We start from the raw sequence: 19,356 nt of genomic DNA, 5'->3' as shown, positions 1-19,356 counted from the left end.
AGGGGCGAAAAGACGTCCGACGAGGCACTGGCCCGGGTGTTCGACTACACCCTGGCCATCGGCAAGACCCCGATCGTGGTCAACGACAGCCGCGGCTTTTTCACCAGCCGCGTCATCGGCACGTTCGTCAACGAGGCGTTGGCGATGCTCGGTGAGGGCGTGGAGCCCGCCAGCATCGAGCACGCCGGCTCGCAGGCCGGCTACCCGGCTCCGCCGCTGCAGCTGTCGGACGAGCTCAACCTGGAGCTGATGCATAAGATCGCCACGGCCACCCGCGCCGCTGTCGAGGATGCCGGCGGCACCTACGAACCGCACCCCGCCGAGGCGGTCGTCGAGAAGATGATCGAGCTCGGTCGACCGTCGCGGTTGAAGGGCGCGGGTTTCTACGAGTACGTCGACGGCAAGCGCACGCGCCTGTGGCCGGGCCTGCGGGAGACGTTCAAGTCCGGCAGCGCGGAGATTCCGTTGCAGGACATGATCGACCGGATGCTGTTCGCCGAGGCGCTGGAAACCCAGAAGTGCCTCGACGAGGGCGTGTTGACGTCGACCGCCGACGCCAACATCGGCTCGATCATGGGCATCGGCTACCCGCCGTACACCGGTGGCAGCGCGCAGTTCATCGTCGGCTACCAGGGTCCGGGCGGTATCGGCAAGGAAGCCTTCGTGGCGCGGGCGCGCGAGTTGGCCGCCAAGTATGGCGACCGCTTCCTGCCGCCGGCCTCGCTGACGTAGGACAGGCTGGGCGAGCAGACGCAGAATCGCATGGGAATTGTTCCCGCAGTGCGATTTTGCGTCTGCTCGCGGATCAGGTGTCGCGGCGCTGGAAGAGGTAGTACCGCGCCGGGCTCTGCTCGCGCGCATTTCCCCGACTCAGCCGCGCTTCATCGAGGTCCCCCTCGTCGCCTGCGGACAACAGCGTCCATCCGGCGGAGAATCGTGATTCCATCTCGGCGGGCTCGACACCCGGCACGCCGAACCTCCCGCCGGGACGGAACGCGACGATGAACAGGCGTGCGCCGGACGCGGCCACCGCGCTGACCTCTCGGACGTACGCCTCGCGATCCGCATCGCTCATGTTGTGCAGACAGCCGTTGTCGACGATCAGGTGGAAGCCCGTGCCGATCGCCGTCCGACTCAGGCGCGTGACGTCGGCCCCGACGAAGTCGACCGGCAGATTGGCGGCCTTGGCGCGGGCCTTCTCGAGTGCCTTCGCGACGAAATCGACGCCGGTGACCTTCCATCCGTGCTGTGCGAGGTAGATCGAGGAGTCACCGGTACCGCACCCGAGGTCGAGGGCCGATCCGATCGGCAGCGGGGGCGTGTCATCGGTGCCCTCGACCAGGTCTCGCAATTTCTGTGCGATCGGATGACCGTCCCACGGGGTGAAGCCGATTCGGTAAAAGAGGCGAAAGAGCGTGTGCTTGGAGGCCATGCCCCAACGGTATGCCTAAACCCGTTTCAGGGCCGCGGCGATCCGCCGCCGTTGTGCGCGAGGGAAGGCCTTCGGGTCGTCCAGCAGCACTCCGGATCCCGACCCCGACTAGTTCCATCGGCGGTTGGTCCGTTCGTTGCCCCGGGGGTCGGTCGCGCTGTAGTCGGGCACCCGCATCGAGTCGTGCAACCGGACGCCCTTGGCGTTCAGTTTGGCCAGCGACCGCGACAACGACCCGGGCATCGCCGAAACCAGCTGCGCGCCCCGGGTCAACGCCCACACCCCCAGCCGGGACCCAGGGATGATGCCCTTGGCGGCGCCGCGGGCGAACGAGCGGCTCTGGTGTACCGGCTCGCGCATCTGCAATTCGTAGGCGGAGAACGCGCGCAGGAGGTCGCCGTCCGCCTGGGCGAGCTCGCCGGCCAGTACGTAGGCGCCGAGCACCGCGAGGCTGGTGCTGCCGCCCACCGCGGGACCGGGGCAGTATCCGGCGTCGCCGACGAGGGTGACTCGCCGGCGTGACCATCGGTCCAGTCGCAATTGGCTGATGGAATCGAAGTAGAAGGCCGGCGTGCGGTCGACTTCGCCGAGCCAATCGCTCACCTGCTCGTGCATGTTCGCGAACGCCGCCCGCAGCAACTCCTTCTGCCGCAAGGTATCCCGGTGGTCAAAGTCGAGTTCACGGTTGCTGCGGAACAGGAAGACGGCGCGCGCGTCGTCGAGGTGCTCGGCGGTGTAGATGGCCGCGAGGCGGCCGACGCCGACGTGGCAGGTCATCTCGCCGCGGCAGGCGAGCGCCTTGGGCGCCGACACCACCGCCAGATAGCCGCCGAGGAACCGGGTTTGGTTGGCCTCGTCGCCGAAGGTCAACCGCCGGACGTTGGAGTGCAGCCCGTCGGCGCCGACGACGGCGTCGAACCGCCGGACGGGGGCATGCTCGAACGTCACCTCGCCGTCGGGGTCGATCGAGGTGATCGTGTCACCGAACAGGTATTCCACGTCGTCGCGACCTGCGGCGTAATAGATCTCGCTGAGGTCGTCGCGCATGATCTCCACGTGCCGGCCCGACGTGGCCGAGTAGATCTTGCTGAGATCGATCTCGAACGGCCGCGCGCGGCCTTCCCGATGCATGATCATGCGGTTCGTTCCGGTGGCGCGTGCTTCGATCCGGGGCAATACGCCCATCTCGGCCGAGATCTCCAGCGCTGGACGGAACAGGTCGACGGCGTGGCCACCGGTCTTGCGCAGCGTGGGCGCGGGCTCGACGACGGTGACGTCGAAGCCGCGCCGGGTCAGCCAGTAGGCCAGCACCGGGCCGGCGATGCTGGCGCCGGAGACCAGTATGCGCATACCGACCTCCCGCTAGCTTGACGATGGGTAAGCCTAGCGGGGGTCAAGCCGTTGCCGATCGAGCGGGACGGCGTTACGCCGTGCCCGGGCCGGCCGCCACTCATCGCCGGAACAGGTGCGCGAGGTGATTCCCGCGCTGACTTAGCGCGTCAGAGGTCGGAAGTGACGTACCGCTTCTTGACGGGGGGCGCGGCGAGCAGCGGCGGCAACTCGGTCAGTCGTCCATCGCCGGCGCGGAAGGCGCGATAAGCCTCGTCGTGATCGACTGTGTCCCACAGCTCGTAGATCAACCAGTGGGCCTCGTCGTCCTCGTCGACCAGCACGTCGGTATGAAGATTCCCGGCGAAGGCCCGGGTATCCCGCAACGCCCGGCCCATGACGTCGCGCGCCTGCGGCACCGCGTCGGGTTTGAACTGCAGTTCGAGTATCACCGTGACTGGCATGTCATCTCCTTGGTCGCGATCTCAAGATATCCGGCCGGCCGTCGCCGGGTTCGGCCACCAAGATTGAGAATGTGGTTTCCGCTTCTGGGAAAGCTGTTCGGCTATAGTTCGTCGCCGCGCCGAGTCCGGGACAATGCGTGCGTCCCCAATTTGATGTCGCGGGTGATATCAAATTCGGCGAACGGCGCATGGCTCGCAAGAGCCTTGCGCACACGGCTACGCGGCGTACTCGGGCAGTGCGATGTCGTCGCGGAACTCGCTCCGCACGATCCAGTCGGCCAGCCGCGGAATGTTCAACATTCTGGACCCCTGATTGCGGATCCATAGGCCGGGCACCGTCTTTGGGGCGAACACCGCGGCGAATGCGCGCGCCGACCGCTGTCTCGCCTCGACGATCGGGCGCAGCCGTCGCTCATAGCGACGAAACGCATCCGCGTGATCGGCTCCGGCGCGACTGAGCTCGCCCGCCAATACGTAGGCCTGGACCATCGCCAGCCCCGTGCCTTCGCCCGCCAGCAAGGAAACCGCGGCCGCCGCGTCACCGATGAGCGCCACTCGGCCGTTCGACCAGTGCTCCATGACGATTTGGCTGGTCCGATCGAAGTACACGTCGGAGGCGCCGTCGAGATGGCGCAGGATCTCTGGGCATTCCCAGCCCGCCGTACCAAAGACCTCATGCAGGATTGCCTTGGCTTGCCGTGCATCTCGTGGATCGGCGCCGCGCATTTGATCGGGGGTGAATACGAAAAGGAACATCGTCTTCCCGCCGCGCATCGCGAAACGGTTGATCATGCGCCCCGGCATGGTGTAGGCGAGATACACGAGTTCGTCACGCTGCTGATAACCCTCGGTCTCGAATGCCGCGACTCGGTAGCCGAGGTCCGTCTCGAATCTCGACTCGGGGCCGAATACCAAATCCCGCACGGGAGAATGAATGCCGCCCGCGCCGATGAGCAGGTCGAATTGCCGCGACCCGCCGCCTTCGAGGGTGACCCGTACCCCCGAGTCGTCTTGCTCGATCGCCGACACGCTTTCGGCGAACAACGTTTCAGTCTGGCCGTCGATGCAGCGATAGACCATGGCGGACAGATCGCCGCGGGCCACGGTGACGAACCGGCCGCCCACGTTTCGCCTGAACACCTCGGCCGAAAAGCCCCCCACCCGTTGCGAATTCCGATCGACGAGTCGGACCTCGCGTACCGCGTATCCCGCCGCGTGCAGCTCGGCGGTGAGTCCCATACGTTCGGCAACCGTATACCCGCCACCCCAGAAGTCCACGACGTAGCCGCCGGTGCGGAGTTGCGGCGCCTTCTCGATCAAGGTGGTTTCGTGGCCATAGCGCCACAACCAATACGCAAGCGTGGGACCGGCGATGCCGGCGCCGACAATGCCAATCTTCATGGGCCCACCTCTCCGGCGATGGAGTTGGTCCCACTATAGCGCTATGCAATAGTTGCACTAGGCAACTTAGCCGAAAGTGTTCCGCCGTTGCGTCTAAATCGCCGGGCCCAGCAGGTCGTCGGCGTCGCGGATGATGTAGCCGTAGCCCTGCTCGGCGAGGAAACGCTGCCGGTGCGCGGCATACTCCGCGTCCAGGCTGTCGCGCGCCACCACGGAGTAGAAGATGGCGCCACCACCGTCGGCCTTGGGCCGCAATAACCGGCCCAGCCGCTGCGCCTCCTCCTGGCGGGAGCCGAAGGTCCCCGAAACCTGTACCGCGACAGAGGCTTCCGGCAGGTCGATGGAGAAGTTGGCGACCTTGGACACCACCAGTGTGGACACCTCGCCCCGGCGGAACGCGTCGAACAGCTCCTCGCGTTCCTTGGTCCGGGTCGACCCCTGGATCACCGGAGCGTTCAGCTCGGCGCCCAACTCATCGAGCTGGTCGAGGTAGGCGCCGATCACCAGCGTCTGCTCGCCGGGGTGGCGGCCGAGCACCGACTTCACCACCGCGATCTTCGAATGCGCTGTCGAGCAAAGCTTGTAGCGCTCTTCGGGTTCGGCGGTGGCGTACATCATCCGCTCGTTGTCGGTCATGGTCACCCGCACCTCGACGCACTCGGCCGGCGCGATCCAGCCCTGCGCCTCGATGTCCTTCCACGGCGCGTCGTAGCGCTTCGGGCCGATCAGGGAGAACACGTCGCCCTCGCGGCCGTCTTCGCGGACCAGGGTGGCGGTCAGGCCCAGGCGTCGCTTGGACTGCAGGTCGGCGGTCATCCGGAACACCGGCGCGGGCAGCAGGTGTACCTCGTCGTAGATGATCAGCCCCCAGTCGCGGCTGTCGAAAAGCTCCAGATGCCGGTACTCACCCTTGGTGCGGCGGGTGATCATCTGATACGTCGAGATGGTGACGGGCCGAATCTCCTTGCGCTCTCCCGAATACTCGCCGATCTCGTCCTCGGTGAGGGAGGTACGCGCCACCAGTTCGCGCTTCCATTGCCGCGCCGCGACGATGTTGGTGACCAGGATCAGCGTCGTCGCGCTGGCCTTCGCCATCGCGGCCGCGCCGACCAGCGTCTTGCCCGCCCCGCACGGCAGCACCACCACCCCGGACCCGCCGGCCCAGAACGAATCGGTGGCCATCTGCTGGTAATCGCGCAGGTGCCAGCCGTCCTGCGCCAGGCTGATCGGGTGCGCCTCGCCGTCCACGTAGCCCGCGAGATCCTCTGCGGGCCAACCAATTTTGAGCAACATCTGCTTGACGCGGCCGCGCTCGCTGGGGTGCACGATGACGGTGTCGTCGTCGATGCGGGCGCCGAGCATGGGTGCGATCTTCTTGTTGCGCAGCACCTCCTCGAGCACCGCGCGGTCCAGGCTGAGCAGCGTGAGGCCGTGCGCCGGGTGTTTGACCAATTGCAGGCGGCCGTAGCGGGCCATGGTGTCGACGATGTCGACCAGCAGCGGCTGGGGCACCGCGTAGCGCGAGAAGCTGACCAGCGCATCGACGACCTGTTCGGCGTCATGGCCGGCGGCGCGGGCGTTCCACAGCGCCAACGGCGTGATGCGGTAGGTGTGCACATGCTCGGGCGCACGCTCCAGCTCGGCGAACGGCGCGATGGCCGCGCGTGCCGCGCCGGCCTGCTCGTGGTCGACCTCGAGCAGCACCGTCTTGTCGGACTGCACGATCAACGGGCCGTCAGTCAATGGCCCAACTCCTTCTCATCGTCTCGCGGGCGCGCGCCTGGCCGCAATCCATTATCGGCCGTTGGCCGACACCACCGACGTGATGCGGTGGATGGCGAAGTCACGCAGGCGCCCCGACGCCGAGTCGAATGCGGTCAGCTGACCGCCCCGAACGGTGATCGGCGACACCACCCGCTGGGTGGCGACACCCGCAGCATCCAGATAACCGATCACCAGCGTGTCTTGTTCCCTGGCCGCGCGCTGCAACAACGACATGGTGACCCCCGGATCGGCGCGATTGCTGCCGAACGGTGCGGCGGTCACCTTGCGCAGCACCGCGACCACGGCGTTGAGGCTCTCGCTGTTGGGGCGTGGCATCGGGCGGTAGGGCCGTCGTTGCTGCGGCGCGGGCACCCGGGCGCCGCGGGGGCGAACGTCGACGATGGCGCCGGTGGAGTCCTCGGCTGCCGGGGCGAAGCCCGCCGCGCGCAGCGCGATCAGCACCTCGGCGATCGGCGCCGGAGACACCGCGACGGTCGGGGCCAAGGCGCGCAGTTGCACCCCTTCCGTCGCGGGTGCGGCGACGGCCTGGGCCAGCAGAGCGGGGTCCTCACATCGCACGAACGAAGCGGCCATGCCGATCCGCAGCTGACCATGCCGTCGCGCGACGTCATCGATCAGGTAGGTGAGCCCCTGCGGGACGGGCGTTTTGGAATGCCTGGCAAACAGGGCATGCATCCAGTCGCGGGTCTTGCCCACGTCGAGCGCATGCCGGATCGACTGTTCGCTGATGCGATACACCATCGCGGTGCCCGCCGATTCGACCGTGGCCACCGCGGCCAGGTCCTCGGCGAGATCGCGGTCCAATGGCCCCGGCACGACGACGGTCAGGTCAGCCTGAAGCAGGAAGTAATCGATCGGTTTCGGCAATGCCCGCGCCATGGCGTCGACCGCGGCGCGAGGGTCGGCGGGCTCATCGAGCAGGGCACGGCCGGGGGTGCTGAGCGCCCCGCGACCTACCAGGCCCAGCGCGTGACTCTCGGCCAGCAGGTCACCCACGGGTCCGGGCTGCAGCCGCTTGGCCCAGCGGGGGCGTCGCCAGATCAGCGCCTCGGACGCCGAGACCGCGTTGACGCCGGCGCCCGGGGGCAATTGGGCCAGCGTGCCCAGCAGCAGCCGGCGATCCAGCGGCGCGGCCGTCGAATACAGCGCATCGGTGAGGGCGCCATAGGGTTTGGCGTCCGGACCGCGGCTGCCGATCAGGGCCGGGCGGCTCGGCAGGTCCAGCCAGCTGCTGGCCAGTAGCTGCCAGCGCTCGGCGGTGGGTAGCGCCGTGAACCGGTCGGTGGCCACCGTTGGCGCCCAGAATGGTCCATCGTGGTTGGGGCCGGCGGCCGGTTCCGGGTCGGGCATCCCGCTGGCGATCAATCCGGCCGCGGCCGCCAACTCGAGGATCAGGCCCAGCCGCGAATCCTCGATGCCCGTCGACTTGCTGAGCCGTTTGACGTCACGAATTCCCAGTCCGCCGCTGCGCAGCTCGGAAACCGGTGCGGCCGCTAGCGTTTCGATCACGACATCGAGTTCTCGCAGCAGGTCGATGGTCGCCCCGGCCGCCGCCGCGTCGGCATCGTCGGCGGTGGTGGTCGACACGACCGGATCGGGTGCGGTCAGCTGCATCGGGCCGGGTTGTTCGCCGCGCAGCACCTGCCCGACGTGGCGGGGCAGGATCACGGTCTCGGCGTCGATGCGCCGCAGCAGCCCCATCGCCAACAGCTGAGGCACCGGCCGGTCCGCGGGGGCGCCGGGCGCGGCGTCACGGGTGCGGCCCATCGGGGAACCCTCGAGGAGCTTCTCCAGCACCTCGAGCTGGGCCGGGTTCAGGCCGTCGATGAGGTTTGCGATCTCTTCGCCCGTGCGGGAGGCGTCCTCGAGGGTGACTTGGCCGGGGTGCCACGGCAGCGCCGTTCCGGCGTCCGGCGCGATGCGGAGCGCGCTGTCACCCCAGACCAACGCCCGCTCGCGGAGGTCGTCCAGAGCGCCCAGCACGTCGGCCTCGCGAGCGCGCTCACCAATCAACGCCAGCAGTTTCGTCGTCGGCACCGGCGCGGTGTCGGCCTGGAGCACCAGCAGCGCGTCGAGCACCGCGAGGCGAAGAAAGTCGAGCTCGTCGGTGGCGGCCTTGACCGACTGGCGCGCCTGAGCGCGTGCGGCCAGCGCAGCGATGCTGCCGGGCGGGGGCTGGGCGAGGTCCGGCCTCAGCTCTAGCAGTCGGATCAGCCGCTCGTCGGGCAAGTCGGCCAGCCACGACCCCAGCGGGATGTCCGGGGTGTTGTCGGTCATTGCTGACCAGCGTAAAACAGTCGGCGGGTAGCACGTAGGCAACGAATGTTGGCAGCTCCTCGGCCGAACTGCCGGTCTTGCACGACACGCGCAAGAGCGACCTGTCAGAATGGACGCCGTGGCTGACACTGCTGAGGGCAAAGCCCGCAAAACCAGGTATGTCGACAACGGGTGGCCGACGACGGACCCGGACGACCACGCGGTGAGCGAACTCGTCACCGACCGGACGGGCGCATTGTCGCCGTTCGGCGAGCTGGTATTCCCGCTGCCCTCCACTGACCTGCCCTACCTGCACCCGGTCACCGTCGTAAACCGGTAGGCGCCAGGATGGCTAAGGCCTCTGAGGCCGCCAAGCCCCCGGCGACCTGGGCATCGGGAGAATCCGGCCCGGGCGCGCTGTCACACCTGGACGACCGCGGCGCGGCGCACATGGTCGATGTCAGCGGGAAGGGAACCACGAAACGGACGGCCGTGGCCGCCGGTGCCCTGCATACCTCCCCGCGCGTGGTGGAGCTGATCTCGGCCGGGGGTCTGCCCAAGGGCGACGCGCTGGCCACCGCCCGGGTGGCCGGCATCCTCGCCGCGAAGCGCACCAGCGAGCTGATCCCGCTCTGCCACCAGTTGGCGCTCACAGGAGTCGACGTGGATTTCACCGTCGGGCCCGCCGATATCGAGATCACCGCGACCGTCCGCAGCACCGACCGCACGGGGGTGGAGATGGAGGCGTTGACCGCCGTCAGTGTGGCCGGTCTGACGCTCTACGACATGATCAAAGCCGTGGATCCCGCCGCGCGCCTCGACGACATCCGCGTGCTGCGCAAGGAAGGCGGCAAGACCGGAACGTGGGTGCGGTGATGGGCACCCGATCCGCCCGCATCGTCATCGCCTCGACCCGCGCTTCGGCGGGGGTGTATGACGATTGCTGCGGGCCGATCATCGCGGAATGGCTTACAGAGCGCGGGTTTTCGTTCGCCGAACCGGAGGTGGTCGCCGACGGTGAGCCGGTCGGCGAGGCCCTGCGCAAGGCCGTCGACGACGACGTCGACGTCGTGATCACGTCGGGCGGCACCGGCATCTCGCCGAGTGATAGCACGCCCGACCAGACGGTCGCGGCGCTGGACTATATGATCCCGGGACTGGCCGACGCCATCCGCCGGTCGGGCCTGCCGAAGGTGCCGACGTCGGTGCTGTCGCGCGGGGTGTGCGGTGTGGCGGGACGGACCCTGATCGTCAACCTGCCGGGTTCCCCCGGTGGGGTGCGCGACGGCCTGGGCGTACTCGCCGACGTGCTCGATCACGCGCTCGATCAACTCGCCGGTGGAGACCACCAGCGATGACGCTCGTCGTCCGCGCTGCCATGACCGATCACCCGATCTTCCTGGCCGAGCACGAAGAGCTCGTGGCCCATCAGTCGGCCGGGGCCGTCGTCGGCTTCGTCGGCATGATTCGCGACCACGACGGCGGGCGGCGGGTGGTGCGGCTGGAGTACTCCGCGCATCCGTCGGCCGAGCAGGTCTTGGCCAAGGTCGTCTCCGACGTCGCCGAGGAGTCGAGCGGGGTGCGCGCCGTCGCGGCCAGCCACCGGATCGGGGTGTTGCGGATCGGGGAGGCCGCGCTGGTGGCCGCTGTCGCGGCCGACCACCGTCAGGCGGCGTTCGGCACCTGTGCCCTGCTCGTGGACGAGATCAAGGCGCGGTTACCGGTATGGAAGCACCAGTTCTTCGACGATGGAACCGAAGAATGGGTGGGCTCGGCGTAACAGCGATTGGAACGCCGGCACGCCCCGAAGCGGAAACGTTCGAGGCGTGCCGGGCAGTCTGACGGGCGGACCTCAGGCGGCCGGCGATGGCTGGGCGATCGCGTCGAGCGCGTCGTTGCCCTGGATGTCTTCAGCCCGGATGGCGTCCCACAGCTGCTTCGTGTAGCCGACCGAGGAAACATCCTGCGGCATGTTGGCCGGGACGAAGCCGCGGAAGTCGGTGTCCACGAACGGCGCGTCGGCCGGGGGTGCCGCGGGCAGGTCCGCCGGGGGTGCCGGCGGCACATCGGCGGGAGGCGCCGGCGGCATGGCGTCGGCCGGGGGTGCCGGGGGCAAGTCCGCCGGAGGCGCGGGCGGCAGGTCCGCCGGAGGCGCTGGGGGCAGGTCCGCCGGAGGGGCCGGCCGGTCGAAGCCGGCCAGCTGCACCGGCGGCGGGGGCGCGTCGGCGGGCGGTGGAGCCAGGGGCGCCGGCTGTCCATTGATCCCGGGCGCATCCAGCGGGGCGTCCAGGCCGGCCGGCGCGGGGAGTTCGCGCGGGCTCGGGCCGGACAGCGGGCCACCACACACGGGCCATGCACCGCGGCCCTGGGTGGCCAGCACGCGCTCGGCGACGGCGATCTGCTGTTCCTTGGTGGCCAGTTCGGCCGACGGCGCGTACTGGCCGCCACCGTGCGAAGCCCAAGTACTCGAACTGAACTGCACGCCGCCGTGGTAGCCGTTGCCAGTGTTGATTGCCCAGTTGCCGCCGGATTCGCAACGGGCTACCTGGTCCCATTCGCCGTCGGTCGCCGCGGCCGCCTGGCCAGCTAGGGCGATGCTGCCGCCGCCGAGGACCGCACCGGTGACGGCGATCTTGGCGACGCTGATGTTTGACGTGCTGGGCTTACGGTGACGTCCACTCATAGGCCGTAAAAAATCCTCTCTCGTCACGCGCCTGCGAGGTCAGCTGTCGGGTTCGGGTTGGAGAGGCCACCCGGCCGTTGTCGCATCCGCTGGGGAGCGACGTCGGCTTCACCCCTAGGGGCCGCACGCGGCCCCAATCCGATCACGGTGGACCGGTGGGTCCCCCGTCTCCATCCACGTTGGTCAGTGGGCCCCGCCTATTGGATGGAGCTCGGCGCGATAGGAGGGGAGGTCCGCCAATTCGGTTGTCTTAGCGAGCCTTCGGAGAAAGGTAGCGGGTTCTGTCGGCCCCGTCACGTCCTGCGAAACCCGGCGTTTCCCTCGCGGCCATCTGGGAAAACGCTCCGGACACGCGGCATCCACGCAGGTCATAGCACCCGATATCGGAGCGTGATGACGACGTTATCGTTCCGTTACGTGAGATATTTCACAGTTTCACCCGCCGGCGAAGGGGGGTAGGACGTCGATCGTGTTTCCGGTGCGTAACGGTGTGGTCTCGTCGCGGACGGCGATCCCGTCGCACAGGTAGGAACACCTGCCCAACACCTTGGCGAGTGGCGAGCCACGCACGGCGAGGCGCTCGACCAGTTCGGCCACCGTGGTGCCGGGGCGCAGCACCACCGTTTCCGACTCGGCTCCCGCGGCCGCCCGTGCGGCCGCGAAGTAACGCACCGTCACCTGAACCCCGTCCTGCTGAGCGAACGCTTGACCCATCGGACTAGCCACCGATCGCGCTCATCGGACGGTCGGGCTGGGTGAAGCTCGGGTCGTTGATCCCGTGCCCGGCGGGCTTGCCCCACATGGCGACCCGCCACGCCGCTTCGATCGCGTCGTCGGACGCGCCGGTGCGCACCAGGGTCCGAAGATCGGTCTCCTCAGTCGAAAACAGGCAACTGCGGATCTGACCGTCGGCGGTCAGGCGGGTGCGATCGCAGGCCGAACAGAAGGCATGGGAAACCGACGCGATGACGCCGAACTTTCCGCTCGGCGTGCCCGGGCCGGTGTCGACCAGCCAGAGCTCGGCGGGCGCCGAACCGCGCGGCGCCGGGTCGGGACGGAGCCGGAAGTGGGGGCGCAGCGTGTGGAGCACGTCATCGGCGCTCAGCGCGGCGCCCCGGCGCCATTGGTGCCCGGCGTCCAGCGGCATCTGCTCGATGACCCGTAATTGGTGGCCGCGCTCGAGGCAGAACCGCAGCAGGTCGACGACGTCCTCCCGCCCGGTAACGGGGTCGAGCACCGCGTTTACCTTGACCGGCGTCAGGCCGGCGTCGTGTGCCGCGGCCAGGCCGTCGAGCACGTCGCCGAGCCGGTCCCGGCGGGTGATCGTCGCAAAGTGGTCGCGATCCACGCTGTCCATCGACACGTTGACCCGGTCTAGGCCCGCCCGGGCGAGCCCGGCGGCCCGCCGCGCCAGGCCGACGCCGTTGGTGGTCAGCGAGATCTCCGGGCGTGGCCGCAGCCCGGCCACCGCCGCGACCACCTCTTCGAGGTGCCGTGCCAACAGGGGCTCGCCACCGGTGAACCGCACGCTGGTGATGCCCAACCGGGTGACGGCGATGTGCATCAGGCGGGCCAGCTCGTCGGGTCGCAACAGTTGCTCGCCGGGCAGCCAGTCCAGTCCCTCGGCCGGCATGCAGTAACTGCACCGCAGATTGCAGCGGTCAGTCAGCGAGACTCGCAGGTCGGTGGCGACCCGCCCGTAGGTGTCCACCAACGGGCCCGTGGTCGGGGCGTTCAGCGCGGGTCTGCCGGCGACGCGGCCCGGAACCGACGGCACACCCAGCGCGGTCAGCGTCATGCGGCCATTACCTGGGAGGGCGAACCGACGGGAACGATCTGCTTGCCCAGCGGCATCAACGACACGGGGATCAGTTTGAGGTTGGCCAGCGCCAGCGGGATGCCGACGATCGTGGCGGCCATCGCCAGCGCGCTGATCACGTGGCCGATCGCCAGCCACAGTCCGAACAGCAGCACCCAGATCACGTTTCCGATCAGCGCGCCCGTGCCGGCGGTGGGTTTGTCGACGATGGTGCGGCCGAACGGCCACAACGCGTACGAGGCGATGCGCAGCGATGCGAAGCCGAACGGAATGGTGACGATCAGCAAGAAGCTGACGAGCGCCGCGACCACGTATCCGGCGGCCATCCACAGGCCGCCGAACACGAGCCAGATGATGTTCAGGATCAGGCGCATATCTCCTCCACCGGTAATGCCCAGCGTACCGAGTGCGCAATAACGGGGGTGCTCGTGAGGCGAGCATCCGAGTAGGATCAAGGACCAAACGGCGTCCTGCGCAGGCGGGACGCTTATTGTGTTGGCCATTCTATTGATCCGTTAGACAAGCAGGTGAGACCAGTGCCGACCGGCAAGGTTAAGTGGTACGACGCCGACAAGGGGTTTGGCTTCCTGTCGCAAGAGGACGGCGAGGACGTGTACGTCCGCTCGTCGGCGTTGCCCGCTGGGGTCGAGGGGCTCAAAGCGGGCCAGCGCGTGGAGTTCGGCATCGCCTCCGGGCGGCGCGGGCCTCAGGCGCTGAGCCTCAAGCTGATTGAGCCGCCGCCCAGCCTCACCAAGGCTCAGGGCCGCCGCGAGGTGCCGGCCGAGCACAAGCACAGCCCTGACGAACTGCACGGCATGGTCGAGGACATGATCACGTTGCTGGAGAGCGCCGTGCAGCCCGAGCTGCGCAAGGGCCGCTACCCGGACCGCAAGACGGCTCGACGGGTTTCCGAGGTGGTTCGCGCGGTCGCCCGAGAGCTCGACGCCTAGTTCGCCGCCGCCGCTGGCCGGCGTGGGGCTGGGGCAGAATTGTCGCCATGGCCGCCTACGTCGCCGGAAAAGGTGACTTCAACCGAGACACCAACTACATCACCACCCGCGTCACCGCCGACGGGCGCGACGGCTACCCGGTGGAGCCCGGCAGGTACCGGCTGGTCGTGGCCCGCGCATGCCCATGGGCCAACCGCGCCATCATCGTCCGTCGGTTGCTGGGCTTGGAAGGCGTTCTGTCCATTGGGTTTTGCGGGCCCACGCACGACGAGCGCAGCTGGACGTTCGATCTGGACCCCGGCGGTGTGGACCCCGTCTTGAAGATCCCCCGGCTGCAGGACGCCTACTTCAAGCGCTTCCCCGAGTACCCCAAGGGCATCACGGTGCCCGCGATCGTCGACGTTCCCACCGGCGCTGTCGTCACCAACGACTTCGCGCAGATGACCCTGGATTTCTCCACGGAATGGGCCGCCTACCACCGCGAGGGTGCTCCGGAGTTGTACCCCGAGCGCCTGCGCGCGGAGATCGACGAGGTGAACAAGCGGGTCTACACCGAGATCAACAACGGGGTGTACCGGTGCGGCTTCGCCGGCTCGCAGCAGGCCTACGACGCGGCCTACGACCGGCTGTTCGCCGCGTTGGATTGGGCCGGCGATCGGCTGGCCGGTCAGCGATACCTGGTGGGCGACACCATAACCGAGGCCGATGTGCGGTTGTTCACCACGTTGGCCCGCTTCGATCCGGTCTACCACGGCCACTTCAAGTGCAATAAAAGCAAACTGAGCGAGATGCGGGTGTTGTGGGCCTATGCGCGCGACCTGTTCCAGACGCCCGGGTTCGGTGACACCGTCGACTTCGTGCAGATCAAGCAGCACTACTACATCGTGCACGCCGACATCAATCCCACCGGCATCGTGCCCAAGGGGCCGGATCTGTCGGGCTGGCTCTCGCCCCATGGCCGGGAAGTATTGGGCGGCAAGCCTTTCGGCGACGGCACCCGTCCGGGTCCGCCGGTCGAAGGGGAGCGGGTGCCCGCCGGGCATGGGGCGTGATCGGGTGCACGAGCGTCGACTCGATGGGCGGAATGCGACTCGACGTTCGGCGATCCAATGCTCAATAGGTAAGGCGTACTGACCATTCCGCGTGCGGGACATCCCGCAGCTCGCCCCCGGGATCCATGACCAGCGTCAGCAACTGCACCACTATCCCGACCATGCGCCCGCGGTGCGGGTCGACCGGCGGGATGGTGACCGCGAACCGGGTGCCCGGCCGGAAGATGGTGCTGGTGGTGTTGGTCGGATCCTCGTAGACCTGCAGCAGCCGCCATGGTGCGCGGTAAATCGCGTCGGGCACCGAGAGTTGCACGGGGTAGCGCTCGCTGACCTTCAGCTCACCCTGGGCCTGGGGCGTGTCACACTCCTCGAGGTTGAGCACGCTGCAGTAGAGGTACGGCCCCACCCTCGCGAGGTGGCCGTGCGAATACGCGCTGATCTCCGGGCGCTGGGCACCGGACGGGCGCACGAGCAGCCAGGTACCCACACCGACGGCCACGCACGCCAGAGTCATCAGGCCGGCCAGCAGCATGGCCGCACTGCGTTTCACTCGGGCACCACCGCCGGGCGGCCGGGACGGACGCCTTCCTGCTCCACCATGACGGGCCGGTTACCTCCGAGTCCGGGGATGAGCGAGTTCCCTTGATAGCTAACGAGTGTCTGCGCCAATCCGAGGATCAGCAGGGCGCTGACGGCGGTGAAGCCGACCCACAAGTCGGTGTACACCAGGACGCCCACGGCGCCACCGAGCACCCAGGCCAGCTGCAGCGTCGACTCCGAACGCCCGAATCCCGACGCGCGCGACTCCTCGGGCAGATCGTTTTGCAGTGAGGCGTCCAGCGAGGCCTTCGCGATGGCGCTACATCCCGACGTGACCAGGGTGGCGATCACGGCCGCCACCAGCGTGCCCGCCACCGCGGCCGCCAACGCGACCGCCGAGACCGCCAGCGTGCACCGCACCACCAGCGCGGCAGGGCGGCCCAGCTGCAGGCGCGCGGCGGCGAAGTTACCGGCGAAATTGCCGATGCCGGCCGCCGCGCCGATCATCCCGAGCATGCCCAGCTGTACCCAGCCGTTGGCTTGATGCGCCTTGGCGACGAACGCCGGGTACAGGAACAGGAAGCCGACCATGACCTTGATGGTGCAGTTACCCCACAACGAGGTGATGATGTTGCGGCCCAGCGGTTGTCGGAGCGTTCCCCCGACTTTCTTGACTTCGTGGTGCCAGCTTCGCCGCTGCGGTTCGCTGTCCTGGCGGTAGCTCAATGTGGCGGGCACCTCGCCGGCCGTCACCTCGACCCAGCGGGGGATCCGCATCGACAGCGAGGCGCCGACGACTGTGACCGCGATGACGACGAACAACGCGCCGGGCAGCTTGAACAGGTGGGTGCAGACGAACTCCACGCCCGCGGCGATCGCCCCGCCGGCGATGGTGCCGCCGAGCAGACCGAACACGGTCAGCCGCGAGTTCACCCGCACCAGGTCGATGGTCGGCGGCATGACGCGCGGCGTGACCGCGCTGCGCAACACGCTGAACGACTTGGAGAACACCATCATGGCCAGCGCGCACGGATAGAGCACCCAGGACGGGTAGCTCCCGGTGGCGCCGTTGTAATTCATGATCAACACCAGCGCCAGCGCCGTCCGCAGCACGAACGACCCGGCGAGCGCGACTCGCCGGCCGTGCTGCAAGCGGTCCAGCGCCGGGCCGATGAGCGGCGCGATGACCGCGAACGGCGCGATGGTGATCAGCAGATACAGCGCGACCCGGCCCTTGCTCTCGCCGGTGGCCGCCGCGAAGAACAGCGTGTTGGCCAGCGCCACGGCCATCGCCGCGTCCACCGCGAAGTTGGCCACCACCGGCCACGTCAGCGCCGTCAGGCCGGACTTGTCGGCGCCGTCGGCGGTGGCGGCGCGTTGCACCATCCAATACATCCGCGACCCCATCTCGCGGCTGCGCAGCGCGGCGGCGCGGGTGACCGTGATCCGTTCGCCGGGGGCGGCAGGGCGTGGGGGTGGAGTGTCGTGCTGATCCGGCTCCGAATGCTGGCCGATCGGCGGCAGGTAGCGATTGGCGCTCGGCATCGGCGGTGACCGGCGCGCGCGCCGATCGCCGGCATCGTCGGCGGGGTAATTGGCCATGCCGGGATGTTGATTACCAGCTCCGTTGCGGGGCCGGCGACCCGCAGTTGAGGCCACGCGGCCCGGATCGTCACGCCGCCGTCCAGACACGTTGCAGATTCTCCCCTATGCCGACGACAAGCGTCTGCAGGCAACGGGGTGTGGCTCGCCGACCTAGTATTGGAACCGCAATGGAGAAAGAGGACACCTTGACCGGATCCAGCGAGCAATCCGCCGGAGCAACCGTGGCCGAGTGGCCCGCGGGGTTGGCCACGGTGCTGACGGGTGCGGTGGACCAGGCCAGGGCCGCCGTCGTCGAGTTCAGCGGCGCAGAGACCGTGGGTGACTATCTGGGGGTCAATTACGAGGACCCGGCCGCCGCCACGCACCGGTTCCTGGCTCATCTGCCCGGGTATCAGGGCTGGCAATGGGCCGTCGTGGTCGCCGCCCATCCCGGTGCCGACCACGCGACCGTGAGCGAGGTGGTGCTGATCCCGGGCCCGACCGCGTTGCTGGCACCCCAGTGGGTTCCGTGGGACCAGCGGGTGCGGCCCGGGGACTTGAGCCCCGGAGACCTGCTGGCACCCGCGGCCGACGATCCGCGGCTGGTTCCCGGCTACACCGCCAGCGGCGACCCACAGGTCGATGAGACCGCCGCCGAGATCGGGCTGGGCCGGCGCTGGGTTATGAGCGCCTTCGGCCGCGCGGACGCGGCCGAACGATGGCACACCGGCGAGCACGGTCCCGACTCGCCGATGGCGCGGTCCACCAAACGCGTTTGCCGTGACTGCGGCTTCTACCTGCCGTTGGCGGGATCGCTCGGCGCGATGTTCGGCGTGTGCGGCAACGAGCTGTCGGCCGACGGGCAGATCGTCGACAGGCAGTACGGTTGCGGCGCGCACTCGGATACCCCGGCTCCGGCGGGCACCGGTTCACCGATGTACGAGCCCTACGACGACGGCGTGCTCGACGTCGTCGAGCCGCCCGCGCAGGCGGAGCCGGCCGAGGTTTCGCAGCCGGAGGCCGCGGACGCGCCGACCGAGGAAGCGGAATCGCCGCCCGGGGACGTCGAGCCTCCCGATGGCCCGCAGGGGGAACCGGAGTCAGCGACAACAACTTCGGAGACGCCGGAACCCGAGGCCGGTGCGCCGGAGGCCCCGCCCGAAACGGCGCAGGCCGAAGCCGAGACGCCGGAGTCGCGGCCCGAGGCGGACTAGGCCTTCTCGGCGGCAGCCTTGATCTTGGCCAGCGAGGCGTTCATCCCGTCGAGCAATTCGCGTTCGAAGTTGGTGGTCCCGCCGAACAGCGCGTTGACCGACAGGCTGGAAAACGCGGTCACCCCGTTCTCGGCATGGCGGCTCTCGATCACCCGGGTGCCCGTGCCGGTGGGCTGGAGTTCGTAGCTCCAGATCGTGTTGTTGGTGTTGACACGGAACGCCAGCTTGGTCTCGGGAATGACCTCGACGACCGTCGAAGTGGTCGGCCAGAACATTGCGTGACGGCGATTGATGTTGAGCGTGCGCGTGCCTTGCCGCAGCGGACCGAACGTCTTCGTCCAACGACACTGCGGGCTCCACTCCGGCATCCGCCGGAGATCGGATATCAGCCCCCACACCGTGGAAACCGGTGCGTCGATGTCGATTTGGGCTTGCAGTAGCGGGGCTACCATCGATCCCTCCCGAGTCGGTGATTGCGAAAACTAGCGGTGGTCGAAATAGTTCTCAAGTCCGTCCTGTGCCCCACGGGCACCCCGACGGGCTTGTGCGAGTTGCAGCACGAAGATGCTCGTGCCGAGCACTGTCACCCCGAGCCCGGCCAGCGTCAGCGGACGCCAGCTCTGCAGGGACGGCACGAGGAAGGAGGCGGCCGCCGCGACCACCCAACCGAGCGCGCCGACGGTGAGGAACGGCCACGCGTTGAGCAGCGCGGGCGGCAACGGCGGAGGCTCGCGGTTCGGGCCGGGTTCGACAGACATCGCGATTAACATAACCGCCCCTGCCCCCGGCCAAAACACCCACATGCGCGGCGGGGCGAACCCAAAACGCCTGCGCAGCGCGGGTTAAG

Annotated in this window: 21 protein-coding genes, 1 pseudogene and 1 riboswitch; of the genes and pseudogenes, 8 read left to right on the top strand and 14 right to left on the bottom strand. The window is 68.5% G+C overall.

Translation table 11 applies throughout. The features are described from left to right. Positions 1-732: 3-hydroxyacyl-CoA dehydrogenase family protein (locus A5695_RS13720; RefSeq protein WP_231974816.1), on the top strand; the 732-nt coding region annotated here is incomplete at its 5' end. A gap of 73 nt (positions 733-805) precedes the next feature. Here the strand turns inward: A5695_RS13720 and A5695_RS13715 are convergent. The 6 genes from A5695_RS13715 to A5695_RS13690 all read right to left on the bottom strand — a co-directional run bounded on the left by A5695_RS13715 (position 806) and on the right by A5695_RS13690 (position 8,688). Next, the gene (locus tag A5695_RS13715; RefSeq protein WP_068082523.1) at positions 806-1,432 is read right to left on the bottom strand and encodes a bifunctional 2-polyprenyl-6-hydroxyphenol methylase/3-demethylubiquinol 3-O-methyltransferase UbiG; all 627 of its coding nucleotides are present in this window, start codon (positions 1,430-1,432) and stop codon (positions 806-808) included. A gap of 108 nt (positions 1,433-1,540) precedes the next feature. Further along, the gene (locus A5695_RS13710; protein ID WP_068082521.1) at positions 1,541-2,782 is read right to left on the bottom strand and encodes an FAD-dependent monooxygenase; all 1,242 of its coding nucleotides are present in this window, start codon (positions 2,780-2,782) and stop codon (positions 1,541-1,543) included. 149 nt (positions 2,783-2,931) lie between these two features. After that, the gene (locus tag A5695_RS13705) at positions 2,932-3,225 is read right to left on the bottom strand and encodes a putative quinol monooxygenase (protein WP_068082520.1); all 294 of its coding nucleotides are present in this window, start codon (positions 3,223-3,225) and stop codon (positions 2,932-2,934) included. 216 nt (positions 3,226-3,441) lie between these two features. After that, positions 3,442-4,626: an FAD-binding domain gene (locus tag A5695_RS13700; RefSeq protein WP_068082518.1), complete on the bottom strand. Its 1,185-nt coding sequence runs from the start codon at positions 4,624-4,626 to the stop codon at positions 3,442-3,444. 93 nt (positions 4,627-4,719) lie between these two features. Continuing rightward, positions 4,720-6,369, bottom strand: coding sequence for a DNA repair helicase XPB (locus tag A5695_RS13695; protein WP_068082517.1), 1,650 nt, complete (start codon positions 6,367-6,369; stop codon positions 4,720-4,722). Positions 6,370-6,420: 51 nt separating this feature from the next. Then, positions 6,421-8,688 (bottom strand): helicase-associated domain-containing protein, encoded by a 2,268-nt coding sequence (locus A5695_RS13690; protein WP_068082515.1) that lies wholly within the window; start codon positions 8,686-8,688, stop codon positions 6,421-6,423. A gap of 118 nt (positions 8,689-8,806) precedes the next feature. Here A5695_RS13690 and A5695_RS13685 point away from each other — a divergent pair, with 118 nt between their 5' ends. From A5695_RS13685 to A5695_RS13670, 4 genes are read left to right on the top strand one after another with little or no spacing between them, the layout of a single operon-like run. Beyond that, complete coding sequence (locus A5695_RS13685; protein WP_139273158.1) at positions 8,807-9,007, top strand: hypothetical protein; 201 nt, start codon at positions 8,807-8,809, stop codon at positions 9,005-9,007. Positions 9,008-9,015: 8 nt separating this feature from the next. Then, on the top strand, positions 9,016-9,543 hold the full coding sequence (gene moaC / locus A5695_RS13680; RefSeq protein ID WP_068082512.1) for a cyclic pyranopterin monophosphate synthase MoaC: 528 nt from the start codon (positions 9,016-9,018) through the stop codon (positions 9,541-9,543). Further along, the gene (locus tag A5695_RS13675; protein ID WP_068082539.1) at positions 9,543-10,025 is read left to right on the top strand and encodes a molybdenum cofactor biosynthesis protein B; all 483 of its coding nucleotides are present in this window, start codon (positions 9,543-9,545) and stop codon (positions 10,023-10,025) included. Before moaC ends, A5695_RS13675 begins: the two co-directional genes overlap by 1 nt. Beyond that, positions 10,022-10,447 carry a molybdenum cofactor biosynthesis protein MoaE gene (locus tag A5695_RS13670; RefSeq protein ID WP_068082510.1) on the top strand — a complete coding sequence of 142 codons (426 nt, stop codon included), beginning with the start codon at positions 10,022-10,024 and terminating at the stop codon, positions 10,445-10,447. Before A5695_RS13675 ends, A5695_RS13670 begins: the two co-directional genes overlap by 4 nt. 72 nt (positions 10,448-10,519) lie before the next feature. On the opposite strand, the gene A5695_RS13665 is transcribed toward A5695_RS13670, so the two are convergent. From A5695_RS13665 to A5695_RS13650, 4 genes are all read right to left on the bottom strand, one after another. Beyond that, a complete protein-coding gene (locus A5695_RS13665) occupies positions 10,520-11,350 on the bottom strand; it encodes a transglycosylase family protein (protein ID WP_068082507.1) in 831 nt (276 codons plus the stop codon). A 12-nt stretch (positions 11,351-11,362) separates the two neighbouring features. Next, positions 11,363-11,577, bottom strand: a riboswitch (cyclic di-AMP (ydaO/yuaA leader). A 208-nt stretch (positions 11,578-11,785) separates the two neighbouring features. Next, the gene (locus A5695_RS13660) at positions 11,786-12,064 is read right to left on the bottom strand and encodes a MoaD/ThiS family protein (protein WP_068082504.1); all 279 of its coding nucleotides are present in this window, start codon (positions 12,062-12,064) and stop codon (positions 11,786-11,788) included. A gap of 4 nt (positions 12,065-12,068) precedes the next feature. Continuing rightward, on the bottom strand, positions 12,069-13,148 hold the full coding sequence (moaA, locus tag A5695_RS13655) for a GTP 3',8-cyclase MoaA (protein WP_068082500.1): 1,080 nt from the start codon (positions 13,146-13,148) through the stop codon (positions 12,069-12,071). After that, on the bottom strand, positions 13,145-13,543 hold the full coding sequence (locus A5695_RS13650; RefSeq protein WP_068082499.1) for a YccF domain-containing protein: 399 nt from the start codon (positions 13,541-13,543) through the stop codon (positions 13,145-13,147). Before A5695_RS13650 ends, moaA begins: the two co-directional genes overlap by 4 nt. 162 nt (positions 13,544-13,705) lie before the next feature. Between A5695_RS13650 and A5695_RS13645 the strand changes: the two genes are divergently transcribed. Continuing rightward, positions 13,706-14,119 (top strand): cold-shock protein, encoded by a 414-nt coding sequence (locus tag A5695_RS13645; protein WP_068082497.1) that lies wholly within the window; start codon positions 13,706-13,708, stop codon positions 14,117-14,119. Between the two features lie 47 nt (positions 14,120-14,166). Continuing rightward, positions 14,167-15,171, top strand: coding sequence for a glutathione S-transferase family protein (locus tag A5695_RS13640; RefSeq protein WP_068082494.1), 1,005 nt, complete (start codon positions 14,167-14,169; stop codon positions 15,169-15,171). A gap of 61 nt (positions 15,172-15,232) precedes the next feature. Here A5695_RS13640 and A5695_RS13635 read toward each other — a convergent pair whose 3' ends face one another. Both A5695_RS13635 and A5695_RS13630 read right to left on the bottom strand, forming a co-directional pair. Further along, positions 15,233-15,703, bottom strand: coding sequence for a DUF2771 domain-containing protein (locus A5695_RS13635; protein WP_068082536.1), 471 nt, complete (start codon positions 15,701-15,703; stop codon positions 15,233-15,235). Between the two features lie 14 nt (positions 15,704-15,717). Continuing rightward, complete coding sequence (locus tag A5695_RS13630) at positions 15,718-17,370, bottom strand: MFS transporter (protein WP_156749624.1); 1,653 nt, start codon at positions 17,368-17,370, stop codon at positions 15,718-15,720. Between the two features lie 131 nt (positions 17,371-17,501). Between A5695_RS13630 and A5695_RS13625 the strand changes: the two are divergent. Further along, a pseudogene (locus tag A5695_RS13625) lies at positions 17,502-18,287 on the top strand (DUF3027 domain-containing protein); the annotation flags it as partial. A 218-nt stretch (positions 18,288-18,505) separates the two neighbouring features. Here the strand turns inward: A5695_RS13625 and A5695_RS13620 are convergent. Together A5695_RS13620 and A5695_RS13615 are read right to left on the bottom strand one after the other, a co-directional pair. Next, entirely contained in the window at positions 18,506-18,961 is a 456-nt protein-coding gene (locus A5695_RS13620; protein WP_068082487.1) for an SRPBCC family protein, read from the bottom strand. A 30-nt stretch (positions 18,962-18,991) separates the two neighbouring features. After that, positions 18,992-19,267 carry a DUF2530 domain-containing protein gene (locus tag A5695_RS13615; protein ID WP_068082531.1) on the bottom strand — a complete coding sequence of 92 codons (276 nt, stop codon included), beginning with the start codon at positions 19,265-19,267 and terminating at the stop codon, positions 18,992-18,994. Positions 19,268-19,356: the final 89 nt, after the last annotated feature.

The organism is Mycobacterium sp. E1747, assembly GCF_001667775.1.
Lineage (GTDB): Bacteria > Actinomycetota > Actinomycetes > Mycobacteriales > Mycobacteriaceae > Mycobacterium.
Note: the sequence above shows the minus strand (reverse complement) of the source record. Positions and strands in the feature narration are given on the sequence as shown.

Bases quoted from the DNA above. Each gene is read 5' to 3' on its own strand.
- A5695_RS13715 (WP_068082523.1), bottom strand. From the start codon at position 1,432: ATGGCCTCCAAGCACACGCTCTTTCGCCTCTTTTACCGAATCGGCTTC.
- A5695_RS13710 (WP_068082521.1), bottom strand. From the start codon at position 2,782: ATGCGCATACTGGTCTCCGGCGCCAGCATCGCCGGCCCGGTGCTGGCC.
- A5695_RS13705 (WP_068082520.1), bottom strand. From the start codon at position 3,225: ATGCCAGTCACGGTGATACTCGAACTGCAGTTCAAACCCGACGCGGTG.
- A5695_RS13700 (WP_068082518.1), bottom strand. From the start codon at position 4,626: ATGAAGATTGGCATTGTCGGCGCCGGCATCGCCGGTCCCACGCTTGCG.
- A5695_RS13690 (WP_068082515.1), bottom strand. From the start codon at position 8,688: ATGACCGACAACACCCCGGACATCCCGCTGGGGTCGTGGCTGGCCGAC.
- moaC (WP_068082512.1), top strand. From the start codon at position 9,016: ATGGCTAAGGCCTCTGAGGCCGCCAAGCCCCCGGCGACCTGGGCATCG.
- A5695_RS13675 (WP_068082539.1), top strand. From the start codon at position 9,543: ATGGGCACCCGATCCGCCCGCATCGTCATCGCCTCGACCCGCGCTTCG.
- A5695_RS13670 (WP_068082510.1), top strand. From the start codon at position 10,022: ATGACGCTCGTCGTCCGCGCTGCCATGACCGATCACCCGATCTTCCTG.
- A5695_RS13665 (WP_068082507.1), bottom strand. From the start codon at position 11,350: ATGAGTGGACGTCACCGTAAGCCCAGCACGTCAAACATCAGCGTCGCC.
- A5695_RS13660 (WP_068082504.1), bottom strand. From the start codon at position 12,064: ATGGGTCAAGCGTTCGCTCAGCAGGACGGGGTTCAGGTGACGGTGCGT.
- moaA (WP_068082500.1), bottom strand. From the start codon at position 13,148: ATGACGCTGACCGCGCTGGGTGTGCCGTCGGTTCCGGGCCGCGTCGCC.
- A5695_RS13650 (WP_068082499.1), bottom strand. From the start codon at position 13,543: ATGCGCCTGATCCTGAACATCATCTGGCTCGTGTTCGGCGGCCTGTGG.
- A5695_RS13640 (WP_068082494.1), top strand. From the start codon at position 14,167: ATGGCCGCCTACGTCGCCGGAAAAGGTGACTTCAACCGAGACACCAAC.
- A5695_RS13635 (WP_068082536.1), bottom strand. From the start codon at position 15,703: ATGCTGCTGGCCGGCCTGATGACTCTGGCGTGCGTGGCCGTCGGTGTG.
- A5695_RS13620 (WP_068082487.1), bottom strand. From the start codon at position 18,961: ATGGTAGCCCCGCTACTGCAAGCCCAAATCGACATCGACGCACCGGTT.
- A5695_RS13615 (WP_068082531.1), bottom strand. From the start codon at position 19,267: ATGTCTGTCGAACCCGGCCCGAACCGCGAGCCTCCGCCGTTGCCGCCC.